The organism is Nevskia soli (assembly GCF_903970205.1).
In the GTDB taxonomy this organism is placed as follows: domain Bacteria; phylum Acidobacteriota; class Terriglobia; order Bryobacterales; family Bryobacteraceae; genus Bog-113.
The window spans coordinates 11,374-30,462 of record NZ_CAJCHS010000151.1; the positions used below are offsets into that span (position 1 = coordinate 11,374).

Below are 19,089 nucleotides of genomic sequence, written 5' to 3' on the forward strand. Positions count from 1 at the left end.
CAGATGAACACCGCCCGTAAAATCGCGCTTTGGCTTGACGACCGCCTACACCTCACAGCGCTATTTACCGCGACCGCGGGACATGAGGTGCCCGCTAACTCCGGCAGTTGGTTCTACGTCTTCGGAAGCGGAACGCTGCTTTGTTTTGTCATTCAAGTCATTACCGGCGCCTGCCTTGCGTTTGTCTATATTCCGTCAACCAATGAAGCGTACACCAGCCTCGAATACCTGAATCACGCTCAGTTCCTCGGCTGGTATCTTCGCGCGGTTCATGTCTGGGGATCGAACTTCATGGTCGCGATCATGACCATGCATATGATCCAGGTGTTCCTGTTTGGTGCCTATAAGTACCCGCGCGAACTAACCTGGGTAAGCGGTGTCTTCTTGCTGCTGTTTACTCTTGGGATGGCGTTCACCGGCCAAGTGCTGCGCTTTGATCAGGATGCTTACTGGGGACTGAGTATCGGAGCATCGATCACCGGTCGTATCCCGCTGATTGGCGCGCAAATGGTTCACCTTCTGTTAGCGGGACCTATCATCGCCGGCGAAACACTCTCGCGATTTTTCACGTTTCACGTGTTTCTTATCCCCGGTCTGATCATCGCTCTGATCAGCATGCACCTTCGGTTGGTTCTTACCAAGGGCATCAACGAATATCCGAAGCCGGGCGATAAGGTCCGGCGCGAAACCTACGATGCTAAGTACAAGGAAATCATTAAAACGCAAGGCGTGCCGTTCGTTCCCGATGCGATCGGGAAAGATCTGATCTTCTCAGGGCTTCTCCTCATCGCGATCCTGACTTGTGCTGCGATCTTCGGCCCCAAAGGTCCTCTGGGAGTACCCGATCCGACCATTGTCGATACAAGTCCCCGTCCAGACTTCTACTTTCTTTCCATCTTCGCCGCACTCGCGCTGCTGCCTGCCTGGATGGAAGTCCTTATTCTTTTCGGAGCGCCACTGGTTGTCCTCTCGCTTCTGCTTGGTTTGCCTTTCTTCGATAACACGGGCGAGAAGAGTGCCCGAACGCGTCCCGTCGCGGTCCTGATCGTGATTGTTACGGTTCTTGTACTCGGCGTGCTTACCTACATGGGCGAGACTTCGCCTTGGTCGCCTCACATGACGGCGTGGAGCGAGAATCCAATCCCCGTCGCGTATCTTCGTCACCGGACGCCTCTACAGCTCCGCGGAGCCGCCTTTCTGCAAAATAAGCAATGCCGAAACTGCCATGCTCTTGGCGGAGTAGGCGGCGAGCGCGGCCCCGCGCTGGATGATGTGGCAACCCGGCTTACCGCAGATGAAATGGTCCGCCAGATTATCCAAGGCGGCGGCAATATGCCTGCTTACGGTAAGAAGTTAAGTCCCGCAGAGGTCGAAGCGATTGTATCATTCATGCAGACATTGCGCCCGAACTATCGCCCCGCGGCACTCGTTTCAACGAATCCCGAAATCCGCAAGTGAAGCTCTTCTTTATCCTCCTCGCGGCCTTTCTCTACTTTCGGGGATGGCTTCGCGATTCGCAGCGCCGACCGAGTCAGCTAGCCGCGTTCCTTGGCGGGCTGCTCGCCTTATTCATCGCCCTGGTCTCGCCGCTCAATACTCTCGATGCGTTCTATCTCTCGGCGCACATGACGCAGCACCTCTTGCTCATCATGGTTGCGCCCGCGCTTATCCTGTTAGGTCACCCGCTGATTCCCTTTCTACGAGCCTTCCCGAAACCATTCGCCCGTGAAGCTTTCGGCCCGTTTCTCACTTCGCCGGCACTCCGCGGGATCGGTCGTGGCTTAATCTATCCTCCGATCGCATGGCTGTTGTTCACGATCAGTACCGTGAGTTGGCATATTCCAGCGCTATACCAACTCGCGCTCCACTTCCCGTTGTGGCACGACGTTCAGCACGCCTGCTTCTTCTGGACCGGGATTCTGTTTTGGTGGCCGGTGATCGAAAATGACTCTCACTGGCCGCGTTGGGCATTCATCCCTTATTTTTTACTCGCGGACATTGTAAATACCGCATTGTCGGCTTTTTTCGTGTTCTCCGGAGCCTTACTCTACCCGGACTATGCTCTACTGTCTAGCATTCCGGCCGCGCAGCACGACCAGACTCTCGCCGGCCTCATCATGTGGGTGCCAGGGTCGCTGATCTATCTTGTGCCGGCAGCTGTAATTGGCGCCAGGATACTTACTCCTGCACACGCGCCGGAACCTAAGCGGTCGAAAACCAAGTTACAACTAATTCAGATTAATAGGGCGCCTGGTGCAGTCTTGAGAGCACGCCGGCCGCTTCAGATCGTCATGCTCGCGTTGGCGGTGATTGTGATTTTCCATGGCCTAACCGGCCCGCGGCTAGCCGCTCTCAATCTCGCCGGAATTCTCCCGTGGACTTATTGGCGAGCGCTATCAATCGGCGCGCTGCTGATCGTGGGCAACGTATTCTGCATGGCTTGCCCGTTCACGCTTGCCCGTGACGTCGCCCGGCGCGTCTTACCGGCAACTCGATCCTGGCCGCGCATCCTGCGTAACAAGTGGATTCCCGTTACTCTATTCGCGCTCTATCTGTGGGCTTACGAAGCCTTTGCCCTTTGGAATAGGCCGTTTACAACAGCTTTAATCGTGGTCGGATACTTCATGGCGGCCATCGCGATTGACGGAACCTTCCGGGGAGCCTCCTTCTGTAAGTACGTCTGCCCTATCGGCCAGTTCCACTTTGTAGCTTCGACAATCTCACCGGCTGAAATCCGTGTCCGGGATCAGGAGGTATGCGCTAACTGCCGAACCTTCGATTGTATCCGCGGTAACACTCGTCAGCGCGGGTGCGAACTCCAGCTCTTCCAACCCGAAAAGCGCGGCAATCTCGACTGCACCTTCTGTCTTGATTGTGTGCGCGCCTGCCCGCATTCGAATGTGATCGTAGCGCACCGAACGGCGTCCGTCTCTACTCTCGTCGGCCGTCGCGACGTGGCCGTCTTTGCTCTCCTATTTGTCTTCGGCGCTCTGGCAAACGCCGCGGGAATGACGGCGCCCGTCATGACGCTCGAACATTCGTTACACGCTCGCCTCGGAGCGAACGCGATGCCGTTGGTCATTCTGGCCTTTCTTATAGTTACGACAGGAATTCCGATCGTGCTAGCTACTCGAGTGCGAGACTGGCGCCGCTATGCCTTCCCGCTCGTTCCCGTTGGAGCGAGCCTATGGGCGGCGCACCTGTTATTTCACTTCGTTACCGTTTCGACCGGGGGCGTCCCCGCCTGGCTAACACCGGCGCAGTTATTAGTGTTCGATGCCGGCGCAATTGCCGCGCTTTTCAGTATCTGGCAAGTATCCCCCCGACTAGCATCTGCTGCTCCCTGGCTTGTGACGGCTTGTATCATCTACGGCGCGGGCGCCTGGACACTGCTACAACCTATGCAGATGCGGGGCATGCGTTGAAACTGCGGTGGATCGCCGCTATTCTGTGCTCACAACTTGCCGTTTTCGCTGACGGCGGCCGAATAATCTTCCATAGGGTAGCTAACGGACTCGTGCTCACTCTGTTCGCGTCGCCGACTCCGCTACGCGAAGGGACCGCCGATTTCAGTGTTTTCATTGAGGACGCGGCATCTTCGAACCCGGTGCTCGACGGATCGGTGAGAGTAACCGCGACAACCCCCGGCGCCCGCACGGTAACCGCGACGTTAAATCGCCAGGATGCCACGAACAACTTGCTCTACGCGGCGTCTCTCAGATTGCCGCAAGCGGGAACCTATACTCTACTTCTTGAAGCCGCCACTAAGTCAAAAGCAGCAAAGCTCACCGTCGATCTGGAAGTTCTCCCAACTGCTTCCCCGGTACAGGCTTACTGGCCTTACCTCACTCCTGTTCCCCTGGCGATCATTTTGTTCGCCGTGAACCGGCTGATGCGTCGCGCTAACCGCGCATCTGTATAACGGGTTTCTTCCGCGGCTTCGTGTCTTTGTAAGCGGCCAGGGCTCCTGCCAAGGGCACAACATCGAACTCCGGCACGCGAAAGGCACCCGACGCAATCGATGGAACGACGGCCGCAAGTATCTCGCGGCAGTCTTCAAATCCCAGGGCCAGCGAATCAAGCCCGAACAGCCGCGCCTCGCGGTGATAGAAGTCGCGCAGATTGAAAGTAACCTGGCCATCGCCGGGCGATGCGATCGCTACTTGCCGTCCACCATGCGCAAGGCTCTTCAAACAGGGTACGAATAGCGGTCCCCCGACCACGTCGAGAACCATCTCGACTCCTCGCTCCGCAGCCGCGAGTACGCCGCCGTCCAAAGTTGTGTTCGATAAGTCGATCCAGATGTCGGCGAGCTCCCGGTCCACATCGGTAACTTCGGCCATCGTGCGGACAGTTCCAAGCACCCTTGCGCCTTTCGAGCGGGCAATCTGTGCGGCGGCGGAACCGACCGATCCAGTAGCCCCAGTGATCAGAATCGTCTCGCCCGCGCGGAGCGCGCCAATCTGAACCGCACTCCAGGCAGTTAGATAAGTGACGCCGATGCTGGCGCCTTGCTCGAAGGAAAGGGAGAGCGGCAGTTCGACAAGTGAGTTCTCCGGGACCACCAGGAACTCCGCGTGCGACCCGTCGCGCGTAAATCCCAGCCCGTCGCCGGAACCAAAGACGCGCTTATCTTTCCACTCTGCAGAACCCTCTACAATAACACCCGCATAATCCCGCCCCGGGATGCGCGGGAGCGTTGTTTGATGCATTGCTCCCTGTACATTCTTGACGTCACTCGGATTGAGGGCAGCCGCCTCGACGCGGATGAGAACTTCGCCAGGTTTCGGCGCAGGGGTTGCCACGTCGCGTAGCTCAAGATACGCCAAGTCACCGGTGCGATCGAATTGCAGAGCTCTCATTCCTTTTATTGTCGCAAGAGTGCGGTAGCGGCGACCCGCTTAGCGGATTACTCGGTCACCGCAAGTAGATATTTACTTTCGATGCGCGTAAACCGTTCGTCCTCGTGCATTTCGGTCCGTTTTGATAAGTCGAGTCGCAGCCATTCCGAACGAAAACCCTTGTCGAAGGGGCACAATCCAAGTGTGGAAGTAGACACGTGGAATGGGCCGCCGGGAGGTCAAATCGTTGGAAATTGATGACCCCGTCGAGTTCGTTCGGGAGCAGCTCAACTTTGAACCGGATGAGCAACAAGAACGAGTACTGCGCGCGCGAGGTAAACGTGGAATCCTGAACTGCACCCGGCAGTGGGGTAAGTCAACCATCGCGGCCGCCAAAGCTGTGCACCGGGCGCATACCCATCCGGATAGCCTGGTCTTAGTAGCGAGCCCGGGCGAACGTCAGTCCGCCGAGTTCTTGCGCAAAGCGTCAGGCATGGTGAAAAAGCTCGGCATCAAGCCCCGCGGCGACGGGGATAACTCCATTTCGTTATTGTTCCCGAATGGCTCCCGCATTGTGGGACTGCCGGGCACGGAAGGAACTGTTCGCGGGTTTTCGGCTGTCTCGCTGCTGCTAATTGACGAAGCTTCGCGTGTGGCCGACACGATGTACAAGGCGCTCCGCCCCATGCTCGCCATCGGAAACGGCGATCTCTGGCTTATGAGTACGCCCTACGGCAAGCGCGGGTTCTTCTATGAGTCATGGGAGCACGGGGGCGACTTATGGCAGCGCGTGAGTGTAGAAGCCGCAAGCTGTCCGCGAATGGACCCCGAGTTTCTCGAGGAAGAACGGGCGCAGTTAGGCGCGCTGTGGTTCCGTCAGGAATACTGCTGCGAGTTTGTTGACAACGGCGCATCCGTCTTTGGCCGTGACTTAGTAGAGGGCGCGATGGATGATGACCTCGAGCAACTTCACCTTTGAAGGAGATTCCCGTGTTCTGTGTCGGCTTGGATCTAGGACAGCGCCGCGACTACACCGCTATCGCGATTGTGGAGCGGCGCTACAAAGACGACGAACAGAGAACGCTCCACAACTTAGCCCTTCGCCGGATTGAGCGCGTTCCGCTGGGCACGTCCTATCCACAGGTCGTTGAACGCGTGCGCGCGATTGTCCAGCATCCTGTCCTTCGGGGTAAGTGTTCGCTGACTGTCGACGCGACGGGTGTCGGAAATCCTGTAGTTGACATGCTCGGAGCGGCCCGGCTCGGATGCGAGATCAACGCAGTTACAATCACCGGCGCAGAGCGTGGGCAGCAGAACTCGAACTCCGGGCTGGGCTCCGGCGGAATCACGCGATGGAGCGTTCCCAAGCGCGACCTGATCGCGGGGTTGGAAGTACTGCTCGAGCGCGGCGAGCTACGAATCGCCCGCCGCCTTAAGGACGTAGGATCACTGATTAAGGAATTAATGGACATGCGCAGCAGTACTTCGGCGACCGGCAAAATCCGTATTGGAGCGGAAGCACATGGAGAGCATGATGATCTCGTGATCGCTTTGGCGCTCGCCTGTTGGCGGGCAAAGCGACCGGTGAACGGTCCGGTTCCCGGGCTTCGTTTGTGGTATTAGTTCAGCTTCAGTCCTACGATCATCGTCCGCGGAAACTCAATCGCCAACCGATCATGGCTATCGGCTGAGTAGTCATGCTGCTCAAGCACTAAGTCGAAGCCGGCATCCCTGATCGCGCGAACAAGAGATCCTTTAGTCAACCAGAAGGATCTCCAGTTCGAATAGGACGCCCACAACTCTTCCTCCCGCGAAAAAGTCGGTTCGAACTCTTTGAACCACCTGCCCTGATAACTGATGCCGTTGTAGGTTACTGTCTCCAACGCGCTTAGGGCCGAGAGGCGCGGATCGATCTTACTCAACGCGTGGTCATCGGCTGGAGCAAAGTGCGAGTCGATCACAATCAAACGTCGCGTGGCAGCCGCGACTTGCCGCAGCCACTCTACCGGCCGGTCAAGATGATACAGAATACCGAGGGCCAGCACTACGTCAAAGGCGCCGTATCGCTCCGCCGTGAATTCTTTCACGTCGGCCATGACGAACTTCAGATTTGGAAGCGCGAAATGCTCTTCCAATAGCGCAAGCTTGTCAAAGTTCAGTTTGCGCGCTTCCACACCGATGACTTCCGCGCCCTGTCGCGCAAGTGCGAGTGAATATCCGCCCTCAAGCGCGCCCAGATCGGCGATCCGAAGCTTCCCCGGCTGGTCACCGAACGTGAACCGCAGGATTCGCCGAATGGCTTTTAGACGCAAATCGAGCGGGTCAAAGTCGGAATGACCCGGCCATGTCGTTACTTCGTCGTTCAGACGGAGATTATGTCCCGTCCACCGCTGCTTTGCCAGCCTTTGCTTCAACGTTTCTGTGTCGAGAGCCAAAATTCCGATCTCCTGTTCGAGCCCTGTTCCTGCACGCCTTTTTCTATAATGAATGGTCTCTCTTGATCATTACAATTGTCGGTTATTTCGGCTTCCAAAACGCCGGGGACGAAGCGATCCTTGCGGGTATGTTACGAAACTTACGCTCGGAATCGCCCGGCCTGCGGGTTCGTGTGATTTGCGGCGACGTTCCTACGGTCGAGCGCGAACATGGCGTCGAAGGTATTAACTGGCAGGACCTCACGGCTATTGGACGCAGTATTCAGACCTCGGATCTGCTTATCATCGGCGGCGGCGGCCTATTCCATGATTATTGGGGCGCGGACCCCGATACGCTACTTACCGCAAAGCACTGGGGTATCGCGTTCTATACAAGCTGCGCGCTAATCGCGCATCTTCATCGCAAGCCGGTAATGTTATACGCGGTCGGAGTTGGCCCGTTGATTTCCGCCCACGGGAAGCGGCTCACGCGTGCCGCGTGCGAGATCGCGGCAAAGATAACCGTGCGCGATGAAGGGTCCAAGGCGCTTCTTATATCAATCGGTGTTCCGCCGGATAAAGTCGAAGTTACGGCTGATCCGGCATTTTCAATACAGCATCCTACACCAGTCACCAGAAGCGGAACCCGCCCCACTGCCGGTGTTTGCATCCGTTACTGGTCATTCGGAGTGTATCCGGAATTTCTTGAACGCGAGATAGCTCGCGCACTGGATGATTTCATCGACGCGACCGGCGGTTCAGTCCTATTCATCCCTTTCCAAGTGCTTTCGGGGGCGATCGAGGACGACGTCGCCACCGCGAAGCGCGTGTTATCCCGAATGGCAAAAGCCGATCGTGCGACCGTTGTGAGCACAACTGGAGGGAGCAGCGCTTTCCAAGCGATCCAGACCTGCGACGTCGTTCTTGGAATGCGCCTGCACGCTGTGATCTTCAGCGCGCTGGCGGCGGTACCTTGCGTGGTTCTTTCCTATGACCCTAAGGTAGACGCAATTGCGCAGCAATTAAGGCCGGCAACACGCGTGATCGATGTTACGGGAGTTGACGCCACTTACCTGAAGCAGGCGCTCGCTGAAGGTTGTGCATCGAAAACGTTCGACCCGTTTAACCCGGAAGCTTTCCAGGCACTGAACGCTCGCGATGCAGTATCGGCAGTCGCTCTGGCGGGAGTGGAACCACTGAGTTACTCGCTCACTAACGATCACGTATCGCTCCTCAGCCGCGGACTAATGACGCTGCATCGCGACTCCGATACCGCCCGTCTGGACCGTAAGGCGCACGAAGCACTCTCCAAAGAACACGCCGACCTTCTCCAGGCTTATCAGGATCTCCTCAATAGAAACGACCATTTGAATAATCAACTCAAGGACGAGAAGCAGCGCCAGTTCCAGTTCTTTGCCGCGATCGATCAATATAGAAAGGAGCTCGAAAGTAACTTAGTTGCATTTCGATCACAGAAGGCTTGGCAGATCATGCTTGCAATTCGCAAAGCTTACACTCTGTTGCGGCATTCGAAGTTTCAGTTTGTCCGTTTTGCTCTTGGCGCGGTAGCTTACCGCTTCGGAAACCTTGCCGAGTATGATCTTACTTTTCCTGATATCCGCCGGTTCACCGGGGAACCACCCAACTCCCCGGCCGGATTGCCCGTCGCACGGTCCCGGGTCCCGGCCCAAACAACCGAATATGACGTCATTGTACTGAGTATCATCGACTTCGACTTTCGCTTCCAGCGACCCCAGCAGATCGCTGTTGAGATGGCCCGCCGCGGGCACCGTATCTTCTGGGTGAGCCCCAGCAGGTTCCTCGCGCAAACGGACGACCGGCCCTATTTCATTACGAAGCTACAACCTAACATTTGGGAAGTTCACTTGCGCTGCGCTGCCATCGACGTTTACAACGGAGAACTCGGTACCGCCGCTCTTTCGAATCTGGCCGGCTCCCTCGGCCAACTTCTTAAAGACACCGGATCGGCTGCGAGCGTCGTCTATGTTCAGCTACCGTTCTGGCGACGGCTCGCATTGGGCATTCGCCACGCCTTCGGCGCGAAGATACTCTATGACTGCATGGATGATTGGGACACGTTTCAGAACTTAGGTAGATTCAACGTCGATGAAGAATCGGCTCTGGCTGAAGAATGCGATCTCTTAGTCGTAACCGGAGCGGAAATCGAGCGAAAGTTTCTTGCCAGGGGTCTTAAACCCATGCTGGTTCGGAATGGCGTTGATTATGGCTTCTTTTCGAGTGCGGAACCCACTGAACTTCTGGAGGGATTAAAGCGACCCATTGTAGGCTACTTCGGGGCCATTGCCGATTGGATCGATCTTGATCTTATCCACCGCGTCGCGGAGCTTCGGCCGCAGTACACGTTTGTCCTGATTGGCCAGGTGTTCAACCGGGACACGCGCAAATTGGAGTTACTGCCCAACGTCCGTCTATTGGGAAGCAAGCCGTACAGCGAAATACCATCTTACCTCTACCTTTTCGATGCTTGTACCATCCCGTTTCTGCTGAATGCCGTTACAAAGGCGACCGATCCGGTGAAGTTGTATGAGTATCTCTCCCTCGGCAAGCCTGTCGTGGCTACCGCGATGGCAGAACTCGCGCAATGTGGCGATTTGATCTATATCGGCGCCGACCCTGTTGATTTCGCCGAGAAGTTGGATTTGGCATTGTCCGAAACCGACGCCGACCTGGTCAACGCCCGGATTGCTTTTGCAAAGGCAAATACCTGGAGCGAGCGTGTAGACAGACTGGACAGCGGAGTCCGAAACCTATTCCCTCTAGTGTCGATTCTAATCGTCACGCACAACAGCGAAGAGTTCGTGAATGCTTGCCTGGATTCTATTCTGGATTGTACTTCTTACCCGAATTACGAGATCGTGGCAGTGGACAACGCGTCTACTGATGGTACCGAGGCGCTGCTCCAGCAGTACGACGGTAAAATCACCCACTGCTCCTTAAAGTCGAATACTGGGTTCGCCGCCGGGAACAATCAGGCCGCAAAGGTCGCTCGTGGCGACTTTCTACTGTTCCTAAACATCGATACCATCGTCACATCGGGCTGGATTCATAGGCTGCTGCGCCACGTTCAGAAGGACTCCTCAATCGGCCTGCTCTGCCCTGTGACTAACTTCGCCGGCAACGAGGTAAAGGTCGATTTCAATTACCAAGATAGACAGGAGATGGAGCACTTTGCGGCGGATCTGGCTCTCGGGAACGCCGGTAAAGAGCTGGATGTTCAAACGGCGCCGCTCTTCTGTGCCCTCGTTCCGAGGACGGTGTGGGATCGCGTTGGGGAGTTAGATGTTCAATTTGGTATGGGGATGTTCGAGGATGATGACTTCTCATTAAGGGTGCGCCGAGCGGGTTTGCGCGTCGCCACCGCCGAGGATTGTTTCATCCACCACTTTGGTCAGGGTTCATTCGCGAAGCTTCCCACCGGCGTTTACGATCAACTATTCAAGACAAATCAGCGCCGGTTCGAAGAGAAGTGGGGGATCGCATGGCAGCCGCACCGTCCAAGGGCCGGCGCGCGGCCGTTGTCGCAAGAGAGACGGTTTGACCCGGCGACTTTCGGCCGTGCGAGATTAACTGTAGTCCCCAAGCAACAAACATCAGAACCAAAACATCGGTAGCCACATGAAACATGAATAAGTGCCGTGCGGTCTCGACCGCATCGAATAGAGACGCCGAACAGAACTGGAGAATGCCGATCAGGGCGATCAGTACCGGCAGGTATAACTTGCGAAATGCGCCCAGTACCGCAATCGCATAGAGCCCTAGGACCAGACCCGGCCAATGATATAACACCGCTGCGTGCAGATCGCTCCAGGAACAGAAGCGCCGCGAGCGGCCAATAACGGTCGAGGACGAATATAGCTTTTCTATGTCCCCCAGCGGCCTAAGCCTAGGAGCGGATCGAAGGAGATCTTCATGAAGAAATTGCAGCGCTCTGGCTGGGTGAAGTAAGTACGATCTGAAAAGACCACCTGCGGTATTATGCATGAACCTTGAGTGAAAAGCCGGGTCCGATGAGGGACCATTAATGCGAAAGGCGTCTTGGCCTGCGAATCGGAGGTCCACTGGTAACAGCCCGAACTCACTTATAGCTTGCGCGGCGTCCGGGCCTTTTGCGATCCTCATCATGACGACATCCACCAGACAGGGAGCTTCATACCACTTGGGCGTCCGAACAATGAAGAGTATGCCGATCATCGTTACACCCGCGCCTACTGTGATCAGGATATGCCGCATGCGTCTACGCTCTTGAGCCAACGCAAGTAGAGCAACGAATATCCCGGCCAACAGCACGGTCGGAGCGTTCAGCGGTTTGGAAGCCGCCAATCCAAGCGCCGCCAATCCTAAGAACAAGAGCGCCCAAACCGGCGGTCTACCGTAACTGATCGGCACTAAACACACGACCAATAAAAGGAAGCACAGGAAGCCCATCGCATCCAGGTACAGCGAATTCAGGTAAGCCGCATAAAAGACATCACCGAATATCCAGACAGCGGCCGCTGGGAGAACCCAACGCACAACAGCCGAGCGCCCGCGCAGCGTGACGAGAAAGAGACTGAAGCAAAGAAGATAGATCCAGAAATGCGCGAACCCGAGCCAACGGACGTCGAAGCGGCCGGGCGCCTTGAAGCTACCCAACCATTGAACTACCAGGAAGGTAACCCTGCCCGTCCAGATGGGTACAGCAACTTTTGAAGGCGGTGTATCAACTTTCCGGTAGTCCGGCGTGAAGTATCTAAAGTATCGTTCTTCAACGGGATAGTTTGGAACAACGCTGCCCCGCGTCAGGCGGACTGAATCCGCGTTGTCAGCTAGGCCCACACAAGGAGGGACGAAAAGCTGAACAGCGAGGACGGCGGCAAAGACAACCAGGTAAGCAGGCGCCCAGCAGATGGCTGCCGCCCGCCGGAGGTTAGGAGTTACTCGCTGATACGAACCGGCCACGGAGGAATGGAAGCAGTCGATCCTAAAGGATCGACGCCTTCTACAATCAAACCATGCTCGCCGGGCGGAAGCGCTGGAAGATAGATCATCGTGCGCCAGCCGCTCATCAACCAATTTTCCCGGCCGAAGTGCGCAGCGACATCAGGCCGGGGATAGAATTCTTTTACCGAACCGATCTGCCGATCGCCGATGCGAAATCGGATTTCTTTCAGCGGAGCGCCGTAGTGCGCGGAGGCTAGCCATCCGGTCAGCATGATCCGGTCGCGGCTTCGAGCTTCGACGTAGAACTTGCTGTCGGGAGCGTCAACATACCCGATCACATTTTGTCCCTCGGGCAAAGCCGGTTTGATAGAGTTGACGGTCACGTGCGGAATCTCTTCACTGCGTTTTTTGCGGATTGTCGCCAACGCTGCTTGCAAGTCCCGCACTTCCCGCCGCACTTCTTCGTCCGTCATCTTGGATCGCACGTCACGCCGATAAGCAGATACTTCTTGCGCCAGATCTCGATGGGTGAAAATCTTTAGCGGGTTTGAGTATAGTGGTTCGTCGACGATGGCACGGTACATCTCGCAGCAGCCTATGCAGGAATGCTGCGGACACGCTACCGCCTGCCGCGGGAGTGCCGGGAATCCGTGCTCAAAAGCATTCTGCGAACCGTCAAAGCAGGAGACTTGGACACCGCCATCCCAGCCAAGGCTGTAGTTAAGCGCGGGATAGAAACATAGGCGCTTGTTCATTTCCGGCCAGATTACCTTGTAGTGGAGATCAAGGCGGGTATTATGCCGAACTACAATCTCCATCTCGCGATCCGTGCGGACCTCGCGCGAGATGTGCTCGCCGGTGGGAAACATCGGGGATACATGCACATAGAAGCCTAATCCCGAGAGCCGCGCGAACGCCTCGTCGAAGATATCGGTGTTTTCGGGCGACAGAACGTAATTAACGATCGCAATGTTGAAGCCGGCCTCACGAATACGGACCACTTGTCTGACCAGTTCGTTCAAGCTGGTCTGAGTGGGGTGAAAACCGATATCGAGAAAGATCCTCGATTTATCCACGTCGGCAAAGTACGCCGGGTCCCATGCTCCGTTGGTTGAGATATACGTGTGAATGCGCGGCTTGGCGGCGAAACCTCGAAGCAAGGCGCGAAGGTTCTCGCGATCGAGAAACGGTTCACCGCCCGTTAAGTGAATGTGCAACTTAGAAGCTTGGACAGTGTCGAACAGTTCCAGCCACTTCTCAACCGGGTAATAGTCGAAAGCGTGGGGTTGCGGCTTACCGGATTTCGTGCGCTTGTGAAACACCAGGACCGGGCAGTACGGGCAGCTATAGTTGCACCACTGCGTCATATACCAATTCACCCGCACTTCGTCACGGAGGTGCTCCGGCAAGTCGGGCGCGGCCTGGATGGATTGTAAGACTGACGTCAAATATAACTCCGGGAACAGGCTCATTTTACCACTCGATCCGATACCCGCGGCGTGGATGCCCCTGGTCACGAGCCAACGCCATCCTCGTGCGCATTCTTGCGATTGATCCAGCGATAATCGGACTTGGGCGACTCGCGACCAAAAGATAGAATCCCGGGTGACGGGACCAAAGCCTCAAGGTCAACAGGCGCTCAATCCAGCCCTCAGATCCGCATTCTGATTCTAAGTACCCCTAAGACGGGAAATACCTGGTTGCTGAACTTGCTCGCGGCCATGTACGATCTGCCGAAGCTTGGGCTCGTTTGTCCTTTTGATCGCAAGCAGGCAGTGTCTCTGGGCGATAGATGGATTCTATTTCACCATTTCATGCCCGATCCTCCCATAGTGGAGTGGATCGAAGAAACACAACCGTTCGTGCTAACAACCGTTCGTCATCCAGGCGACGTTCTGATCTCGCTTTATCACCACATTCATAACTTCGCCGGCTCGATCGACCAGCGAAAGCTAAAGGCAATGCTCGACAGCCCTTACGAGCGGCACGGGATCTATCCACCAGCCACCCACACGTTTCGCGACGAACTCGAGTGCTCACTTGCATGGAAGCGAACCGGGATGACCCGCACCGTGCGCTATGAGCACTTGCGGTCGCATACCCTCCAAACGCTTACCTCGCTGGCCAATTGGATCCATCCGGTTGAGCAGGCCCGCATCGAGCAGGCGATCGAAAGATGCGATATCGATCTCATGCGAAAGCTCGATGAAGAACACCGTCGGTTTTTTCGATCCGGAGAAGTCGGTCAATGGAAGAGCGGCCTTGCGCCTGAGGTCCTCGACTTCCTAGCGGCAGAACCTTACCGGAGCCAGTTGACTGAGCTAGGATACTCACTGGTCGATCAAGAGTTCCCGTCCACGCCGGAACCGCTTCCGGCGCGAAACCCCTTTCGTCGTTCGCCGGTGTTCGCCAACGGAGCCATCGTCGCGCCGATCATAGAAGCCTGCTATCTTTCCTTGGATCCGGCCACGAATGCCCTATGGCCGCCGGTCGCCGACGTTGGGCGAGGGTCGTTTTTTGCATGGCTGACTGAGCCTTCCGAATTAGGAGGGCAGGGACTATACTTTGGCGTGCCATTAACCAGGCTCGCCCACTACCTCTATAGGAACCGCCCGGATTTAGAGCGGGCGTTTCCGGACCTTACCGGTCCTGACCGTCTTCGATACGCGCAGTGGTTCGTCCAGTATGCGGCCGAGACACCGCTCAAGTTACATTCGCGCTTCGTCACACCGTTAGTAGACGATCTGTCTCGCTGGGCGCACTCCCGATTTGCCGGAGACCGAATGCGCCGCCCCTGGTGGCCGAAGCTAACCAATTTCACCATGCACGTCTACCGCACCGTGCCGAAACTGCAACTCGATTATCCTGATTACCTTGTTAAGGACCGATGGAACTTATTACATTGGCTAGCTTACTCTCATAATCTAGAGCCGGACATGCCGGGATTCAAAGACGGGATCCGGGCGGATCTGGAACGTTGCGCAAAACTCCGCTCCGCGATTGCCTCTTTGGGGCTGTCCTAACCTATAGCGGCTACTTAGGCGCAGCCTCTCGAAATCCGCGCTCGACTAAATCGTGAGGATCGGTGGAAACGGGCTGATCGCGCCAGAGCCACCGCATCATCTCGGGCAGAATTTCCCCGCCCATTTTCTGTCCATGCCGGTTCATCCCCCACGCGTAGTTCACCTCGTAGCCCTTTTCGGTGAGCGCTTTCATCAATCGGACATTCTGGTAGAACCAGTCGCGGTTCTCGTCATAATTCCCGTCCGGCCGTAAACCCCGGTTATCGTTCCGCCCATCCTGAAGAAAGACCCGGATCGGCTTCTTCTCGGACTTGCGCACCAGGTCGGCGTAAGCGTTCCCCCCGCGTATGTTGGTGAAGCTCCCTACAATACTCAGGACCTTGCGGAACTGATCCGGACGCTGCCACGCGACGGTAAATGCCGCTATCGCTCCGGAACTCGCGCCTCCGATACCATGGTCGTCGGGATTCCGCGAAATATTGTAATCCTTGTAGAGGGCGGGAAGTAACTCGTCGACAATCACGCGCGCATACTTGTCGTCCAGAGTATTGTATTCGGTAGGCCGGTTATTCACTCGATCCCCCCATTCCTTTGGAGTCGATTCGGGCTGCTCGGGTGTCCTGCCGGGATTGATAAAAACCGCGATCATGACGGGGATCTCGCGGCGGTAGATCAGGTTATCCAGAACATTTTGAGCGCGCAGGTCCCCTTCGGCATCCTTAAACGCCTGCCCATCATTAAAGATCATCAGGCTAGCCGGCACAGACGGGCTGTACTGGGCCGGAACGTAAACCCAATAGGTGTGCTGGGTGCCAGGATAGGCTTGGCTGGGTAACGTAAATGGGCCGCGAATCTCGCCTTTGGGAACGCCCGGTTCACTCAGGGAATCCGGTCCTAGGTGGTAGTGAATGTTCGGATCAGGTCCAGGCGGCAGAGTGTTCGCGGGAGCGGTGCTCTTCGCCTCCGGCATCTGTGCCTGTACTACCAGGGAGAAGCCGCAAAGAAAGACGGCAAATTCGATTGAGCGTCTCATAGATCTCCATTATGAACGCACGACCGACAGACAACTCAGGCCTTACGGAGGTCTTTGTAAGTCCAGCGAATCAATCGATAGCCCAAATAGGCCGGGCTCTCCCGCTCCGCGTACTGTCGACCTTCCAAAATCAACCGTCGAGCGAATCGTTTAACCAGGTTGCCCGTGGGCGCCGTCTTGCCATTTGCCGCCGTGTCGCTGAGAGCGGTGCAAGGGCGTAACTGCAGCACGGCGAGACGCCCATCGGGAATCACGCTCGAGTCGAGTAGGTTTAGCCAATGTAAGCGGCGGAGTCGCGATCGAGATAAATCGTTACATTTGGATGTCGCCGCAAGATGGTTGCCGGAAGGTCCGGCGAAATCGCTTCTGATAAGAACCTGCGAACGATAGCGGCTTTGCGTTCACCGGGCACGGACGCGATGAGTTCCGGAATCGCCATCAACGCCGGGATAGTCAGCGTGATCGCTTCTTTCGGAACGTCGTCGATTGACACGAACCAGCCCTCATTCACCTGCTGTTGGCGGCAAACATTGTCTAGTCTCACGATTCGCACCGCTTCCCGATCGTCGAAATCAGCTTCACCCGGATCGTTGAAGGCTAAGTGCCCGTTCTCGCCGATGCCCAGCAAGCAGAGTTGTGGAGGGTGCTCGCGCAATTCCGCCGCATAGCGATGGCAAAACGCGCCGGGCCCGTCCGCGTCGCCCTCAATATACCGGAACTCGCGCAACGGTACGCGATCGACCAACTCCTCTCGAAGGTAGCGGCGAAAAGAGGCCGGATGCGCGGCGCTGATTCCGAGATACTCGTCCATGTGGAATCCAATAACGCGTTCCCACGGAACGTCCGGGATGCCGGTCAACGCGCGTAGCGTCTTTAGTTGAGATGCGCCCGTAGCAAATACAATGGACACGGCCGACAAGCGTTTTGCGAGTTCACGAATGCGCATCGCGGCTTGCTGCGCAGCTGCCATCCCCAGAGCCTCGGCGCTTGATGCCGTATGTACGACCACCCTAGTAAGTTATTTGAACAGGTACTGATGCGTGGGGACCGGTTGACATCCCCCGCTAACATCCGAACACAGACCGTAAACCATGATTTGTGTTTTGCCATTCTCATCGGTCGAGGGCGTCGGAACATATACCTTTCCGTTAGAAACTACGGGTGAAGTGAACCGCTGCACGGAAAAGAACGTAGTTCCGCCGGCCGAACTATCCCAAAGCTTGGTTAGCACGGGGGCATCGGCCTTCCATAGCCGGAACGCGCTCAGCGCGCCTTGCCCCAGATTGGCGTTTGCCGTCACAGCCCAAAGAATTGCGTTCGCCGTTCCATCCGCCGAGACAGCCAGTATGCCGCCGTTTCCCGGCAGCGTCGCGGGCGTGTAGGTTGCAACGGGAGTGGTTTCGAACTGCTCGCTGCCCGCCGTGTTAAAGCTATAAGCGCGCAGAATATCGGTCTGCCCCCAGATATAAAGGTAGCCGCCTGATCCTTTAGACCAATAAGCCGGATGATGATACTCATCGCAGGCCCCGGTATTTCCATCTCTCCCTAAAGGCGCCTGATCATATACCGGAAGACTATTCGGACACTCGGCAGTAACACCCGTCGCCTGTAACTGCTGATAAGGGTTTCCGGATTGTCCCGTCAGTCCGATGGTTTTCAGCACCATGAGCACGCCCGTCTTACCTCCCGCCACAAGATAAGAGCTAACGGCCGGGGGAGCGTTCGGGGGAATCAGCAGCACGCCTCCGGCATCTAAGTCTAGATCGTTGTAGTCCAGCGTGGATATCGGCGGCGTCGACGGCACGAAGAAGTCGAGATTCGTCACGTTCAGGACGCTCTCGCTAAATCCCTCGGGCCCGCACGTTAGTGGATTACTACCCAGCGCGCATCCATTCCCTACCGACACGAACACGTTACCGGCGCCGTCATAAGCGGGTCCCCGCCCCGACATCCAGATACCGCCTCCATGCGAATCCGGCGTCGTATTGAGGATCGAAATCTGCTGCAGTCCACAGCCGGAACCCCTGAAACAAGGCGGGTCGGTGGCGCAAGTCGTTGAGCCGGAGACGCAGCTCTTATAGGCTAACGACCATCCATGATAAGGCGCCGTGTACTCTCGACCCGTGCCCGGATTCCCCCACCCAAAACTGATGTAGATGGTGCCGTCGACATCGAGAAGCGCCGCTCGTTGCCTGGTTTCGGACGGAACGAGCGGCACGGTTCCACCGCTCGAATTATCACCTGTGCCCGGGACGCTGCCCGAAATCACCACTCCGCCCGGTGACGTTTGATCGGCCGGGAAGAACTCCGTCCCTGTAGTGATTGATAGAGCATGCAGCCGGTAAGTCCAACCAGCGGTACCCGAGCCTTCCTGCGCGAGACTTACCAGATAAAGAATTTGATGACTGAGGTCAATCACGGGAGTACTCATAATCCCAACGCTCGTGAAACCCAGGTAAGGTTCATAGGGAACCGGAGTTCCGAATTGCGCGCTCTTCCATATATAAGGGTTCGACTCGCCCGGTGGGTTATCGCCGTCGAATGCATAAACGAAGTTGTCCATGGTAGCTACAAAGACAACCGTGCAGTAGGCGGTCCCACCAACCGTCAGGTTATGGGCCACCAGCGGCTGCGCAAACATTGGAGTCGTATCGACCGGAATTGAGAATAGATACCCGAACTGGCCCGCCGTGACGTTGGACGGCTTCAGAATGATTTCATGTAGGTTCGCTCCGGACCGGTAGGAATTGTATTGTCCGGTCAGCACGTCGCTCGCGCTATTCGCAGTGCACTGGGCCGCAAGCGAAGCTGAAGCC

Annotated in this window: 14 protein-coding genes and 1 pseudogene; 7 read left to right on the plus strand and 8 right to left on the minus strand. The window is 56.6% G+C overall.

Translation table 11 applies throughout. The annotated features are described in order from the left end of the window. Nucleotides 1-3: 3 nt before the first annotated feature. The 3 genes from H1Y01_RS06885 to H1Y01_RS06895 all read left to right on the plus strand — a co-directional run bounded on the left by H1Y01_RS06885 (nucleotide 4) and on the right by H1Y01_RS06895 (nucleotide 3,922). Complete coding sequence (locus H1Y01_RS06885; protein ID WP_180539702.1) at nucleotides 4-1,458, plus strand: cytochrome b N-terminal domain-containing protein; 1,455 nt, start codon at nucleotides 4-6, stop codon at nucleotides 1,456-1,458. After that, on the plus strand, nucleotides 1,455-3,425 hold the full coding sequence (locus H1Y01_RS06890; RefSeq protein WP_180539703.1) for a cytochrome c oxidase assembly protein: 1,971 nt from the start codon (nucleotides 1,455-1,457) through the stop codon (nucleotides 3,423-3,425). The genes H1Y01_RS06885 and H1Y01_RS06890 overlap by 4 nt, the downstream gene beginning before the upstream one ends. Before the next feature lie 92 nt (nucleotides 3,426-3,517). Further along, entirely contained in the window at nucleotides 3,518-3,922 is a 405-nt protein-coding gene (locus H1Y01_RS06895; protein WP_180539704.1) for a hypothetical protein, read from the plus strand. On the opposite strand, the gene H1Y01_RS06900 is transcribed toward H1Y01_RS06895, so the two are convergent. Continuing rightward, the gene (locus H1Y01_RS06900; RefSeq protein ID WP_180539705.1) at nucleotides 3,903-4,862 is read right to left on the minus strand and encodes a quinone oxidoreductase family protein; all 960 of its coding nucleotides are present in this window, start codon (nucleotides 4,860-4,862) and stop codon (nucleotides 3,903-3,905) included. The genes H1Y01_RS06895 and H1Y01_RS06900 overlap by 20 nt on opposite strands. Before the next feature lie 202 nt (nucleotides 4,863-5,064). Here H1Y01_RS06900 and H1Y01_RS06905 point away from each other — a divergent pair, with 202 nt between their 5' ends. Both H1Y01_RS06905 and H1Y01_RS06910 read left to right on the plus strand, forming a co-directional pair. After that, nucleotides 5,065-5,820, plus strand: a complete 756-nt coding sequence (locus H1Y01_RS06905) for a terminase large subunit domain-containing protein (RefSeq protein WP_180539706.1) — start codon at nucleotides 5,065-5,067, stop codon at nucleotides 5,818-5,820. Then, nucleotides 5,817-6,464, plus strand: a complete 648-nt coding sequence (locus H1Y01_RS06910) for a hypothetical protein (RefSeq protein WP_180539707.1) — start codon at nucleotides 5,817-5,819, stop codon at nucleotides 6,462-6,464. Before H1Y01_RS06905 ends, H1Y01_RS06910 begins: the two co-directional genes overlap by 4 nt. Here the strand turns inward: H1Y01_RS06910 and H1Y01_RS06915 are convergent. Further along, nucleotides 6,461-7,276, minus strand: a complete 816-nt coding sequence (locus H1Y01_RS06915) for a class I SAM-dependent methyltransferase (RefSeq protein ID WP_180539708.1) — start codon at nucleotides 7,274-7,276, stop codon at nucleotides 6,461-6,463. The genes H1Y01_RS06910 and H1Y01_RS06915 overlap by 4 nt on opposite strands. Before the next feature lie 62 nt (nucleotides 7,277-7,338). Here H1Y01_RS06915 and H1Y01_RS06920 point away from each other — a divergent pair, with 62 nt between their 5' ends. Next, complete coding sequence (locus H1Y01_RS06920) at nucleotides 7,339-10,908, plus strand: polysaccharide pyruvyl transferase family protein (protein ID WP_180539709.1); 3,570 nt, start codon at nucleotides 7,339-7,341, stop codon at nucleotides 10,906-10,908. A 28-nt stretch (nucleotides 10,909-10,936) separates the two neighbouring features. Here the strand turns inward: H1Y01_RS06920 and wsfD are convergent. Then, nucleotides 10,937-12,235 (minus strand): annotated as a pseudogene (gene wsfD, locus H1Y01_RS20230) (glycan biosynthesis hexose transferase WsfD); the annotation flags it as partial. After that, complete coding sequence (locus tag H1Y01_RS06925; protein ID WP_180539710.1) at nucleotides 12,211-13,689, minus strand: radical SAM protein; 1,479 nt, start codon at nucleotides 13,687-13,689, stop codon at nucleotides 12,211-12,213. The gene H1Y01_RS06925 and the pseudogene wsfD, both read right to left, overlap by 25 nt. Nucleotides 13,690-13,788: 99 nt before the next feature. Here H1Y01_RS06925 and H1Y01_RS06930 point away from each other — a divergent pair, with 99 nt between their 5' ends. Then, a complete protein-coding gene (locus H1Y01_RS06930) occupies nucleotides 13,789-15,240 on the plus strand; it encodes a sulfotransferase domain-containing protein (protein ID WP_367399775.1) in 1,452 nt (483 codons plus the stop codon). Nucleotides 15,241-15,250: 10 nt separating this feature from the next. On the opposite strand, the gene H1Y01_RS06935 is transcribed toward H1Y01_RS06930, so the two are convergent. The 4 genes from H1Y01_RS06935 to H1Y01_RS06950 form a co-directional block, all read right to left on the minus strand. Then, complete coding sequence (locus H1Y01_RS06935; protein WP_219341344.1) at nucleotides 15,251-16,273, minus strand: alpha/beta hydrolase; 1,023 nt, start codon at nucleotides 16,271-16,273, stop codon at nucleotides 15,251-15,253. A gap of 35 nt (nucleotides 16,274-16,308) precedes the next feature. Then, nucleotides 16,309-16,527: a hypothetical protein gene (locus H1Y01_RS06940; protein WP_180539712.1), complete on the minus strand. Its 219-nt coding sequence runs from the start codon at nucleotides 16,525-16,527 to the stop codon at nucleotides 16,309-16,311. Nucleotides 16,528-16,544: 17 nt separating this feature from the next. After that, a complete protein-coding gene (locus tag H1Y01_RS06945) occupies nucleotides 16,545-17,282 on the minus strand; it encodes a glucosamine-6-phosphate deaminase (protein WP_257644422.1) in 738 nt (245 codons plus the stop codon). 9 nt (nucleotides 17,283-17,291) lie between these two features. Further along, on the minus strand, nucleotides 17,292-19,089 hold a 1,798-nt coding region (locus H1Y01_RS06950; protein WP_219341345.1), incomplete at its 5' end, for a hypothetical protein.